The 12,433-nt window shown below is 62.0% G+C and carries 12 protein-coding genes; 4 read left to right on the top strand and 8 right to left on the bottom strand.

The genetic code is table 11. From position 1 onward, the window contains the following. The 5 genes from BMW76_RS13660 to BMW76_RS13640 form a co-directional block, all read right to left on the bottom strand. On the bottom strand, positions 1–929 hold a 929-nt coding region (locus BMW76_RS13660), incomplete at its 3' end, for an ABC transporter permease subunit (RefSeq protein ID WP_090865748.1). 26 nt (positions 930–955) lie between these two features. Continuing rightward, positions 956–1,906: a branched-chain amino acid ABC transporter permease gene (locus BMW76_RS13655; RefSeq protein WP_090865746.1), complete on the bottom strand. Its 951-nt coding sequence runs from the start codon at positions 1,904–1,906 to the stop codon at positions 956–958. A gap of 227 nt (positions 1,907–2,133) precedes the next feature. After that, positions 2,134–3,333: a branched-chain amino acid ABC transporter substrate-binding protein gene (locus BMW76_RS13650; RefSeq protein WP_090865744.1), complete on the bottom strand. Its 1,200-nt coding sequence runs from the start codon at positions 3,331–3,333 to the stop codon at positions 2,134–2,136. Between the two features lie 538 nt (positions 3,334–3,871). Next, positions 3,872–4,831 (bottom strand): 4-hydroxy-3-methylbut-2-enyl diphosphate reductase, encoded by a 960-nt coding sequence (gene ispH / locus BMW76_RS13645; protein WP_090865742.1) that lies wholly within the window; start codon positions 4,829–4,831, stop codon positions 3,872–3,874. A 2-nt stretch (positions 4,832–4,833) separates the two neighbouring features. Continuing rightward, on the bottom strand, positions 4,834–5,289 hold the full coding sequence (locus BMW76_RS13640; RefSeq protein WP_090865740.1) for an FKBP-type peptidyl-prolyl cis-trans isomerase: 456 nt from the start codon (positions 5,287–5,289) through the stop codon (positions 4,834–4,836). Positions 5,290–5,562: 273 nt separating this feature from the next. Between BMW76_RS13640 and radC the strand changes: the two genes are divergently transcribed. The 4 genes from radC (at position 5,563) to nadB (ending at position 8,791) form a co-directional block, all read left to right on the top strand. Beyond that, positions 5,563–6,255 (top strand): RadC family protein, encoded by a 693-nt coding sequence (radC, locus tag BMW76_RS13635; protein ID WP_456090125.1) that lies wholly within the window; start codon positions 5,563–5,565, stop codon positions 6,253–6,255. Between the two features lie 245 nt (positions 6,256–6,500). Next, positions 6,501–6,734 carry a 50S ribosomal protein L28 gene (rpmB, locus tag BMW76_RS13630; RefSeq protein WP_004186391.1) on the top strand — a complete coding sequence of 78 codons (234 nt, stop codon included), beginning with the start codon at positions 6,501–6,503 and terminating at the stop codon, positions 6,732–6,734. Positions 6,735–6,744: 10 nt separating this feature from the next. Next, positions 6,745–6,912, top strand: coding sequence for a 50S ribosomal protein L33 (gene rpmG, locus BMW76_RS13625; RefSeq protein ID WP_087733803.1), 168 nt, complete (start codon positions 6,745–6,747; stop codon positions 6,910–6,912). Between the two features lie 280 nt (positions 6,913–7,192). After that, positions 7,193–8,791, top strand: a complete 1,599-nt coding sequence (nadB, locus tag BMW76_RS13615; RefSeq protein WP_090865735.1) for an L-aspartate oxidase — start codon at positions 7,193–7,195, stop codon at positions 8,789–8,791. Between the two features lie 95 nt (positions 8,792–8,886). Here the strand turns inward: nadB and nadC are convergent, their stop codons facing one another. From nadC to BMW76_RS13600, 3 genes are all read right to left on the bottom strand, one after another. Beyond that, the gene (gene nadC, locus BMW76_RS13610) at positions 8,887–9,789 is read right to left on the bottom strand and encodes a carboxylating nicotinate-nucleotide diphosphorylase (RefSeq protein ID WP_090865733.1); all 903 of its coding nucleotides are present in this window, start codon (positions 9,787–9,789) and stop codon (positions 8,887–8,889) included. After that, positions 9,789–10,919 carry a quinolinate synthase NadA gene (nadA, locus tag BMW76_RS13605; protein ID WP_090865731.1) on the bottom strand — a complete coding sequence of 377 codons (1,131 nt, stop codon included), beginning with the start codon at positions 10,917–10,919 and terminating at the stop codon, positions 9,789–9,791. Before nadA ends, nadC begins: the two co-directional genes overlap by 1 nt. A 129-nt stretch (positions 10,920–11,048) precedes the next feature. Next, positions 11,049–12,245 carry a DesA family fatty acid desaturase gene (locus BMW76_RS13600; protein WP_090865779.1) on the bottom strand — a complete coding sequence of 399 codons (1,197 nt, stop codon included), beginning with the start codon at positions 12,243–12,245 and terminating at the stop codon, positions 11,049–11,051. Positions 12,246–12,433 lie beyond the last annotated feature (188 nt).

Below are 12,433 nucleotides of genomic sequence, written 5' to 3'. Positions count from 1 at the left end.
ATCACACCCGGGATGTGGCCCATGCCGCCCAGCACGACGCACGCGAGCACGACGATCGACTCCGGCAGCGTGAACGATTCCGGCGACACGAAGCCCTGGAACATACCGAACATCGCACCCGACAGGCCGCCGAACGACGCGCCCATCGCGAACGCGAGCAGCTTCACGTCACGCGTGTTGATGCCCATCGCCTTCGCGGCGATTTCGTCTTCGCGGATCGCGGCCCATGCGCGGCCGATGCGCGAGTGCTGCAGGCGCGTACACACCCAGATCACCAGCAGCGCGCACAGCACGAACACGTAGTAGTACGAGTACACCGACGGGAACTGGAAGCCGAACAGCGAGTGCGTCTGCGAGAGGCTGAAGTCGCCGACGTGGATCGGATCGATGCCCGTGATGCCCTTCGGGCCGTTCGTGATGTTGGCCGGACGGTCGAGGTTGTTCAGGAAGATCCGGACGATTTCCCCGAAGCCCAACGTCACGATGGCGAGGTAGTCGCCGCGCAGGCGCAGTGTCGGTGCGCCGAGAATCACGCCGAAGAACGCCGCAATCGCCATCGCGATCGGCACGATGATCCAGAACGGCGTGTGCAGGCCACCCGGCGCAAGATGCGCGATCCATTCGAACTGCGACGACAGGTGCGGCGAACTCAGCAGTGCAGCCGTATAAGCGCCCACTGCATAGAACGCGATGTAGCCCAGGTCCAGCAGGCCGGCGAAGCCGACCACCACGTTCAGGCCCAGCGCGAGCATCACGTACAGCATCGCGAAGTCGAGCACGCGAACCCAGTAGTTGCCGCCTGCCGTGCCGATGATCATCGGCGCGGCGATCACGAACACGGCGGTGAGGATGCCCACCGTCAGCGTCTTCGTCATGTTGCGTTCAGGGACGAGCGTCGTGGACGGCTCGATCGGTTGAATTGAGGTCATTGTGTTTACTCCTTTTCCCTGCGCCGTTAGGCACGGTCCGCAACACGTTCGCCGAGCAGGCCCGACGGACGGAACACCAGCACGATGATCAGCACGATGAACGCGAACACGTCCTGATAGTTACTGCCGAACACGCCACCCGTGAGATTGCCGATGTAGCCCGCACCCAGCTGTTCGATCAGGCCGAGAATCACGCCGCCGACCATCGCGCCGCCCAGGTTGCCGATACCGCCGAGCACGGCCGCCGTGAACGCCTTCAGGCCGGGGATGAAGCCCATGTAGAAGTGCGCGTTGCCGTATTCCGACGCGATCATCACGCCCGCCAGCGCAGCGAGCGCCGAGCCGATCATGAAGGTCGCCGAGATCACGAAGTTCGGGTTCACGCCCATCAGCGACGCGACGCCCGGGTTCTCGGCGATCGCGCGCATCGCGCGGCCGAGCTTCGTCTTGTGCACGAGCAGCAGGAGGCCCGCCATCACGAGGAACGCCACGACGATGATCACGATTTCAGTCATCGAGATCACGGCGCCCGGCGTCGTGTCCGTGGCCTTGATCACGTTGAGGGGATCGGTCGGCAGAAGCTGCGGGAACGGCAGCGGGTTGCGCGACCAGATCATCATCGCGAGCGTTTGCAGCAGGATCGACACGCCGATCGCGGTGATCAGCGGGGCGAGACGCGGCGCTCTGCGCAGCGGCCGGTACGCGACGCGCTCGATCGTGTAGCCGACCACCGCGCAAACCACGGCGGCGATGGCCAGCGCGATGCACAGCGTCGGCACATTGCCGAGACCGGGGAAGTGGTTCTGCAACACACCGATGCAGGACAGGGCAACCATCGCCCCCACCATCAGGATGTCGCCGTGCGCGAAGTTGATGATGCCGAGAATGCCGTACACCATCGTATAGCCGAGTGCAATGATGGCGTAGACACTGCCAAGCACCAGCCCGTTGAGAACCTGCTGGATGAAAATATCCATTTAATGCTCCTTAGCCCGTGCGACTGGATTCGCGCTCTTCATCTGCCGGTTGGCGCTGATGCTTTGCGGAATCGCAACGGCACTGCGGGTACTGATATAAAAGACCGGTAAGGGTTATCTCCATCGAGTGCTCGTGATCGCTGGGTTGCAGCGGCCGTCGCACGCGATGCGGATGCAAAAACGGCACCGTCGGATGGTCCGGTGCCGTCAGGCTGTACGTCCCGTCATTACATCTTCACGACATCGAGGACCGCTTTCTTGCCGTCCTTGAAGTCGTAAAGCGTAATAGCGCCTTCTTTCAAGTCGCCCTTGTTGTCGAATGCGATGTGGCCGATGACACCTGTGTAGTCGGTCGACGGCATCGCAGCGAGCACCTTGGGCGGCTCGATCGAATTGGCGCGCTTCATTGCATCGACGATCACGTATACAGCGTCATACGTGAACGGCGCGTAAATCTGCACCGGCGTGTGGAAGCGTGCGTCGTACTTCTTTTCGAAGTCCGCTCCCCTGTCCATCTTCGAAAGCGCAAGACCTGCTTCCGAACATACGAGGTTCTGAACGGCACTACCCGCCAGCTCCCCTACCTTGTCGGTGCACACGCCGTCGCCGCCAAGGATTTTTGCCCCGATTCCGAGCGCGGCTGCCTGTTTCGTGAACGGCCCGCCCGTTGCATCCATGCCGCCGAACATGATGGCGTCCGGCTGAGCACTTTTGATCTTGGTGAGAATGGCCCGGAAATCCGTGGCCCGGTCATTGGTCGCCTCGCGCGCGACGATCTTCGCGCCGCCCGCCTCGGCCGTCTTCGCGAACTCGTCAGCAAGACCCTTGCCATAGGCAGTCGCGTCGTCGACGACGGCAATCCGTTTCGCGCCGAGTGACTTCGTCGCGTAGTTCGCCAGCGCCGGACCTTGCTGCGCATCGGTTGCCACGACCCGGAAGGTCGTCTTGAAACCCTGCTGCGTATAGGCCGGATTCGTCGAGGACGGCGAGATCTGCACGATGCCTGCGTCGCTATAGATTTTCGAAGCGGGAATCGAGACGCCCGAGTTCAGATGCCCAACGACGGCGACAACATGCTCGTCGACCAGCTTCTGCGCGACTTGCGTGCCCGTTTTCGGGTCGCCTGCGTCGTCCTGCGCGTCGAGTTGAAGCTGAATCTTGCGGCCGTCGATGGTCAGTCCCTGCGCGTTGATCTCCTCAATAGCGAGACGCGCCCCGTTTTCATTGTCCTTTCCCAGATGCGCAATGCCGCCCGTCAATGGGGCCGCATGACCGATCTTCACGACAGTCGCTTCGCTTGCAGGCGCCGACGCTGCCACTGCAGCCGATGCACCCGTGCCTGCCTCGCCATCGTTTTTTTTGCTGCACGCGGTCAACATCGCAACCGCGGCCGCGATGGACACGGCACAAGCAAACATGACTCGCATTAAATAGGTCTCCTGCGCCTTGCAAAATCTGGCGTTCCGAGGCCCTGAAGCCTTGAGAACGCGCGCATTGTAACTCCAATTATGCGACGGGCAATATTGTTGAATGCGCAGGGTTTTCCTGCATTGCAACCGCTCTTTGGGATTTCTAGCGCATGCAGGTTGCAACCCGGTTGCGCCAGATTTTCGTGCACCAGTTGCACCATGAATGACGCTCCGCAACATCAGTTGTTGCATGGACGGCGCTGTCAGCCCTATCGAACGGACTTCGATACAAGGCGGCCTTCGGCGAATCGCGCATCCGAAAATGCACCGAACTCGTGCGACCGGTCTGTTGGCTGATCGTTCGTCTGACGTTAAACGGGGCGCAATCAGCTGTGTCCGGCCAAAATACGCCCCGAAAATCAAAAAGAATGTGCGCGCCGACACCGTGCATTTCGCATTTTTCTACGATATGGCACCGTTTCTTCGTCGATTTCCGGCTCTCGCGGATACAAAAAAAGCGCGCCCGCGGCGCGCTTTTTCGACTGGGGTCGGTTCGTCAGGCCGGCAAACCGAGGCCGCGCGGCAGCGGAAAAGCGATGTTTTCTTCGATGCCTTCGAGCGCGCGCACGTTGCGCACGCCGAGGTCGCGCAGGCGGCCAATCACGGCCTGCGCCAGCGCCTCCGGCGCGGATGCGCCGGCCGTCACGCCGATGCGGCGCTTGTCGGCGACCCAGGCAGGATCGATCTGGTCGGGCGAGTCCACCATATAGGAAGGCACACCGAGTTTTTCGGCAAGTTCGCGCAGCCGGTTGGAATTCGAACTGTTCGGGCTGCCGACCACGATCACGACGTCGCACTGCGGCGCCATGAACTTGACGGCGTCCTGGCGGTTTTGCGTCGCGTAGCAGATGTCCTGCTTCTTCGGCTCCTTGATGTTCGGATACTTCGTCTTCAACGCGGCGATGATCTGCGCGGCATCGTCGACGGACAGCGTCGTTTGTGTCACGTAGGCGATACGCTGCGGATCGGCAAGCTGGAGCGCCTGCACGTCTTCGATGTCTTCGACGAGATACATGCCTTCTCCCGTCTGCCCCATCGTGCCTTCGACTTCCGGATGGCCCTTGTGGCCGATCATCACGATGTCGAAGCCTTCCGCGCGCATCTTCGCGACTTCGATGTGCACCTTCGTGACGAGCGGACATGTCGCGTCGTACACGCGCAGCCCGCGCTGTTCGGCTTCGGCGCGCACCGCCTTCGATACGCCGTGCGCGCTGAAGATCACCGTGCTGCCCGCAGGCACTTCTTCGAGCTGCTCGATGAAAATCGCGCCCTTTTTGCGCAGGTCTTCGACGACATACGCGTTATGAACGATTTCGTGGCGCACGTAGATCGGCGAACCGTACAGCTTGATGGCGCGTTCGACGATCTCGATCGCCCGGTCGACGCCGGCGCAAAATCCGCGCGGTTGCGCAAGCAGGATTTCAGCTTCGGCGAGAGTCGTGTCCGTAATGCTCATGTTTACAGGATCCCGATGATTTTTACTTCGAACGTCAGCGCCTGGCCGGCGAGCGGATGGTTGAAATCGAAGAGAGCTGAGGTTTCGCCGACTTCCTTGAGCACGCCGGCGTAGCGGCCGCCACCCGGCGCATTGAATTCGACGAGATCGCCGGGAGAAAAATCCTCCCCGATCATGCTGTTTTCACGCAGCGTGGCCAGCGACACGCGCTGGATCATTTCAGGATTGCGCGGACCGAATGCCTCGCCCGGCTCTAGCTGAAAGGTCGAGTGGTGCCCCGCCCTCAGGCCCAGCAGAATGTCTTCCAGCGGCTGCGCCAGTTGGCCGGCGCCCAGCAGCAGCGTGGCGGGCTTGTCGTTGAAGGTGCTGACGATCTCGGCGCCATCGGCGAGCGAAAGCCGGTAGTGAAGCGTGACGTGCGAACCGGGTTTCACTTCGGAGATGTCGATGATGCTCATGCGGTACTCATTCAGTCGTGGCGCGCGGCGCAGGGCGCGGCGGCAGGGGTCGCGCGCATGGCAGGCCGTCGGGCGCCGTGCGCAAAGGCTCTATTGTAAGCCACATATCCCGAGCCGGCTGGGACGCCGCTGCGCGGCGTGTCGTCGCCGCTCCACTGAATCAGGAAGAACCTTGCCATGAACGATCCCATAGTCATTCCGCTCAACGAGGCGGAGAAAACCTCCGTTCGCCGCTCCGCGCCGTTGCCGGCGCCCGTTTCGGCGTCCGTGTCGATGTCCGCGCCTATGTCCGTGCCCGCACCCGTATGGCCGCTGCGCGACATGCCACGCGAACGTCTGCTCGATGCCGGCGCGGCAGCGTTGTCCGATACCGAACTGGTCGCTCTCGTGCTGGGCTCCGGGCTGCCCGGACATAATGTCTTCGACGTCGCACGCTCGCTGCTGCAGCGCTTCGGCTCGCTGCGCGCGATGCTCGACGCGACGCCCGAGGATTTCAACGGCGTGCGCGGCGTCGGCCCCGCCAAACGGGCGCAGTTGCTGGCCATCATGGAACTGGCGCGGCGAGCGCTCGCCGAAAAAATGCGCGAGCGCCCATTGATCGACTCCCCGGAAGCGGTCGAGGACTATTTGCGGCTGCTGATCGGCTCGCGGCCTTATGAGGTGTTCATTTGCCTCTTTCTGGACACACGCCACCGGCTGATCCGCTCGGAGGAGAATTCGCGCGGCTCGCTCACCCGCATGGCCGTGTATCCGCGCGAAATCGTGCGGCGAGCGCTGTCGGTGAATGCGGCAAGCCTGATCGTCGCGCACAATCACCCGTCTGGCGCCGTCAAGCCAAGCGCCAGCGACCGGCAACTCACGCGCGTGCTGCGCGACACCCTGGCGCTCATCGATGTGCAACTGATCGACCATCTGGTGATCGGCGCGAACGACACGTTCTCGTTTGCCCGCGCAGGCTGGCCGTGATACGCGAAGCAGTGAGCGCCAAGCGCAGATACCGTTGTGCGGCCGCCAGCCGTCTCCAAATAAGGTTTGATTTTGCGGCTCTTTTTCTGCTAGACTCTCGGTTTGCCTCTTTCCAACCCTGTTCCGAAGCCACCAAGGCCTTTCCGGAAAGCAAGTGATTCAAGTCGGCTACGGCTCGGTCCTCTGGTTTTCCCGGGAAACTTCACGGCGTTCGAACTCAGAATTAGCGTATTAGGAGTGCTCTCATGGCACGCGTATGCCAAGTAACTGGGAAAGCGCCGATGAGCGGCAACAACGTTTCCCACGCGAACAACAAGACCAAGCGTCGTTTTCTCCCGAATCTGCAAAACCGCCGTTTCTGGGTTGAAAGCGAAAACCGTTGGGTGCGCCTGCGCGTTTCGAACGCCGGCCTGCGCCTGATCGACAAGAACGGTATCGACTCGGTGCTCGCAGACCTGCGTGCACGTGGCGAAGCCTAAGGAGTAAATCATGGCCAAAGGCGCACGCGACAAGATCAAGCTGGAATCGACTGCTGGTACGGGTCACTTCTACACGACCACGAAGAACAAGCGCAACATGCCGGAAAAGATGGAGATCAAGAAGTTCGATCCCGTCGTTCGCAAGCATGTGGCGTACAAGGAAACGAAGATCAAGTAATCGTGTTTCCAGCCTGTTGACGACAAAAAGCCCCGCTTCATGCGGGGCTTTTTGTTTCTGGGCGCTTCCCTTTCCTGCCTTCAGACGCCTTCCGACGTCGTTTGCCGCGCTTTCCCGCCGCCGTCGCCGACGGTCCGCATCCCTTCCGCCGCGCGCAATAGACTTCGCCATTCGGCCAGCTTTCCCTCGACGGCTGCAACGCGTATGCTCTTCGATTTCCCAATCGAATGGCTGCGGCGGCGTTCGCCGCACCAGCCACGCAATGCGACGGAGAGAGGAGATGAATTTCGATGTAGCGATTGTCGGCAGCGGGCTCGCCGGTTTGACCGTCGCGCTCAATCTCGCGCAGACGCGTCGCGTCGCCGTGGTTGCCAAACGCTCGCTGACGGACGGCGCGAGCGACTGGGCGCAAGGCGGTATTGCGGCCGTGCTCGATTCGGCGGACAGCACGGAGAATCACGTCGATGACACGCTGATCGCCGGCGGCGGCTTGTGCGACGAAGCCGCGACGCGCTTTATCGTCGAACACGGGCGCGAGGCCATCCAGTGGCTGATTGACCAAGGCGTGCCGTTCACGAAAGATGACGCCGCCGAACTCGGCTTCCATCTGACGCGCGAAGGCGGCCACAGCCATCGCCGCATCATCCACGCGGCGGACGCCACGGGCCATGCCGTCGTCGCGACGTTGAGCGAGCGCGTGCGGCATCATCCGAACATCACGCTGCTCGAAGATCACTACGCGATCGATCTGATCACCTCGGACCGCCTCGGCCTGCCGGGACGCCGCTGTCACGGCCTGTATGCGCTCGATCTGGCCAGCGGCCGCACGGTCACGATCGAGGCGCCGCACACCGTGCTCGCGACGGGCGGCGCCGGCAAGGTCTATCTCTACACGACGAATCCCGACACCGCGACGGGCGATGGCATCGCGATGGCATGGCGAGCCGGCTGCCGCGTGTCGAACATGGAGTTCATCCAGTTTCATCCGACCTGCCTGTTCCACCCGTACGCCAAATCGTTTCTGATCACTGAAGCAGTGCGCGGCGAAGGCGGCATCCTCAAGCTGCCCGACGGCACGCGTTTCATGCCGGCCCACGACGAGCGCGCCGAACTGGCGCCGCGCGATATCGTCGCGCGCGCGATCGACTTCGAGATCAAGAAGCGCGGCATCGACTGTGTGTATCTCGACATCAGCCACCAGCCAGCCGAATTCCTGCGCGAGCATTTTCCGACGATTCTCGCGCGGTGTTTGGAATTCGGCATCGACATTACGAAAGAGCCGATTCCCGTCGTGCCGGCAGCTCATTACACCTGCGGCGGCGTCGTGACGGATCTCGCCGGGCGCACGGATCTGACAGGGCTCTATGCCGTCGGCGAGACGTCGTGCACCGGCTTGCACGGCGCGAACCGGCTCGCGAGCAATTCCCTGCTCGAGTGTCTCGTGATCGGCCGGTCGGCCGCGCAGGCGATCGAGGAAGAAGGCTTCGGCGCGGCCGTGCATGCTCCGCTGCCCGATTGGGACGAGAGCCGCGTCTCCGATCCCGATGAGGAGGTGGTCGTCGCGCATAACTGGGACGAGCTGCGCCGCCTGATGTGGAATTACGTCGGCATCGTGCGCACGGACAAGCGTCTTGCGCGCGCGCGGCACCGGATTGCGCTGCTGCGCGACGAGATCCACGAGTACTACGCGAACTTCAAGGTGAGCCGCGATCTGCTTGAACTGCGCAACCTGGTCGACGTGGCTTCGCTGATCGTCGATAGCGCGCGCTCGCGGCGCGAAAGCCGCGGGCTGCATTACAGCCGCGACTGGCCGAATTCGTTGCCCAAGGCGCTGCCGACCGTGCTATCCCCGGAGCGCGTGCCGAATCGGAACGTATAGCGTTTTCCCGTTGACCGCGCTTGACCAGTAAAGCGAAAAGGCCATCGCCCGCAAATCGGGCGATGGCCTTTTGCTTTCCGGCGCCGGCTATGCGATCAGACGATGCGCATCGAAAAGTCGGTTGCGCGCACGTCCTTCGTCAGCGAGCCGACGGAGATGCGGTCGACACCCGTCTCCGCGAACTGTCGGATCGTATCGAAGTTCACCCCACCCGATACTTCGAGCACCGCGCGGCCGGCGGTGATACGGACGGCTTCGCGCATCATGTCCAGCGAGAAGTTGTCGAGAAGAATCGACTGCGCGCCATGCGCGAGCGCCGATTCCAGCTGTTCGAGCGTTTCGACTTCGATCTGGATCGGGACGCCCGCGTTCAGCGCGATTGCCGCGTTCATTGCCGCGCCGACGCCGCCCGCCGCCGCGATGTGGTTCTCCTTGATCAGAATGCCGTCGTAGAGTGCGAGCCGCTGGTTCGCGCCGCCGCCGACGCGCACCGCGTACTTTTGCGCGAGACGCAGGCCCGGCAGTGTCTTGCGCGTATCGAGCACCCGTGCGCGCGTATGCGCGATCGCATCAGCGAACCTGCGCGTCGCGCTCGCGACACCCGACAGCAACTGCAGGAAATTGAGCCCGTTGCGCTCGGCGGTGAGCAGCGCGCGAGCCGGACCGCGTAACGTGCATACGACGGAATCCGTCGCCATGACGTCACCTTCGCGATAACGCCACTGCACATAGATACGCGGATCGACACGGCGCATCACTTCGTTGAACCACGGCACGCCGCACAACACCGCCTCTTCGCGCACGATGATGCGGGCGTCGCGCATCTCGTCGGCGGGAACGAGCAGGCCCGTCAGATCGCCCGTGCCGACGTCCTCGGCAAGCGCATCGCTGACATTGCGTTTGATCGCCGCATCGAGTGCCTCGCCGTACTGCGCGCGGATTTCCGCGAAAAGCGGCGACACAGCGTCCCTCAACTCCATCGACTCATTCACGCCCATCACGCCGCTCCGACATTCGAGAACAGCGCCGTATCGCGCGCAAGATCGCCGCTTGCCTGCACGCGCTTCTTATGACGCGCAGCGAAATCGAGCATGCGGTCGATCGGCAGTCGCGCGCGCTCGCGGATCGCCGGATCAACGAAGATTTCGTTGTGGCCGCGCTCCAGCACCTCGGCGAGATTGCGCAAGCCATTCATCGCCATCCACGGACAATGCGCGCAACTCTTGCACGTCGCGCTATTGCCGGCCGTGGGTGCTTCGATAAAGGTCTTGCCGGGCGCCGCGAGACGCATCTTGTGCAGGATGCCCAGGTCGGTCGCGACGATGAAGTGCGTCGCGTCGCTGTGCTTCGCCGCGTCAATCAGTTGCGTGGTCGAACCCACGACATCCGCGTGCGCCACGACGCTCTCCGGCGACTCCGGATGCACGAGCACTTTCGCGTGCGGATACTCGGCGCGCATCAGATCGAGCTCGACGCCCTTGAACTCGTCGTGCACGAGACACGAGCCTTGCCACAGCAGCATGTCGGCGCCCGTCTTCTTCTGGATGTAGGCGCCCAGGTGCCGGTCCGGCGCCCAGATGATTTTTTCGCCGCGCGCATGCAGATCCGCGACGATTTCCAGCCCGATCGACGACGTCACCATCCAGTCCGCGCGCGCCTTAACCGCGGCACTCGTGTTCGCATAGACGACGACCGTGCGATCCGGATGCGCATCGCAAAATGCCGAGAATTCGTCGACGGGACAGCCGAGATCGAGCGAGCACGTTGCGTCCAGATCGGGCATCAGAATGCGCTTGTCTGGACTAAGAATTTTCGCGGTCTCGCCCATGAAACGCACGCCGGCGACGACCAGCGTCCGCGCATCGTGATCCCGTCCAAATCGCGCCATTTCCAGCGAATCGGCCACGCAGCCGCCCGTTTCGTCCGCGAGCTCCTGCAGTTCCGCATCGACGTAGTAGTGCGCGACGAGCACCGCTTTCTCACGCTTGAGCAATCCGCGAATACGCTCCTTCAACGCTAGCCGCTCCTGCGCCGAAGGCGTCTCGGGCACCTTCGCCCAAGCCTGGCCGACGCTGCAGGCCGCGCCCTGCGGGCGGTCGTACTCGACGCTCCTGATCGCCTGATTCATGATCTCCTCTGCCCTGCTGATTCCGCCGCCGATAGCCTTGAGTGGCCTGATTCCGGCGGCCCAAAAAGCAAAACCCCGCCAACGCGGGGTTTTGTGACGTAACGAAAGTTTAATAGATTTCGTCTGGGATCATGCGTAGCGACGCAGGCGCATCGCAAATTCCTGCAGAGACTTGATGCCGCTTTGTTCAGCACGGTGGCACCAATCCTGCAACTGCACCAGCAGTTGTTCGCGCGAGGCGTTCGAACGCTCCCACATCGCCGACAGTTCGTTGCGCAATTCGATGTACGTGCGCAATTTCTGGCTGTTAGCGAAAATTTGCGGAAGCTGACGGCGCTGCGGCTCGTCCAGACCCGCTTCTTCCTTGTGGAACCACTTTCGGGCGCCGCGCATCAACTGATACTTCTCGCGCGCGCCCATTTCCTTCAGGTGCGCGAGTTCCTGACGGTACGCGCGCTTGATCGCCTTCGCATAACGCGCCATCACTTCGTAGCGGTTCGCGAGCACGGCCTGGAGCGTGTCCTGGTCGAGCACGAGCTTGCCGGTGGTCAGACGCGGCGTCGGCGCAAGCTTCTTCACCTTGGCAAGACGGAACGCCGACATGATGCGAATGTACATCCAGCCGATATCGAACTCGTACCACTTGTTCGACAGCTTGGCCGACGTCGCATATGTGTGGTGATTGTTGTGCAGCTCTTCGCCGCCGATGATGATGCCCCACGGGAACAGATTCGTGCTCGCATCTGCCGAGTTGAAGTTGCGATAACCCCAGAAGTGTCCGAGGCCGTTCACAACGCCAGCCGCCCAGAACGGAATCCAGATCATCTGCACGGCCCACACCGTCAGACCGACGATGCCGAACAGCGCCACGTCGATCACCATCATCAGGCTCACGCCGAGAATCGGGTACTTCGTGTAGACGTTGCGCTCGAGCCAGTCGTTCGGCGTGCCGTGGCTGAACTTGCGCATCGTCTCTTCATTCTTCGCTTCCGTACGATACAGCTCGGCGCCTTCGAGCAGCACCTTCCAGATGCCGCGCGTCTGCGGGCTGTGCGGATCGTCTTCGGTTTCGCACTTTGCGTGGTGCTTGCGGTGAATCGCGGCCCACTGGCCCGTCAGCATGCCCGTGGTCATCCACAGCCAGAAACGGAAAAAGTGGCTCGCGATGGGATGCAGGTCCAGCGCGCGATGCGCCTGGCAACGGTGCAGATAGACAGTGACACCGATGATCGTCACGTGCGTGACGGCGAGCGTCCACAACGCGATTTGCCACCATGAAAAACGCAGCGCGCCGTGCGCCAGAAAATCAAGCAGGGAATTCAGCAAGGCCATTTACCTGGGAATGGAAGACATTCGCGGAAGGATACAACGGCGAATGTCAAGAAAGTGAAAGCAAGCAGATTTGTTTTGGACGATATTTTACGCGAACCGTTCCAAGTGTCTGTAACAAAAAAGGAAATTGTTGTGTTGCATCAACCGGACGGTTCCCGATATTGGTCTGAAAACGTCCGATT

The organism is Paraburkholderia diazotrophica, from assembly GCF_900108945.1.
Taxonomy (GTDB): Bacteria; Pseudomonadota; Gammaproteobacteria; order Burkholderiales; family Burkholderiaceae; genus Paraburkholderia; species Paraburkholderia diazotrophica.
Note: the sequence above shows the minus strand (reverse complement) of the source record. Positions and strands in the feature narration are given on the sequence as shown.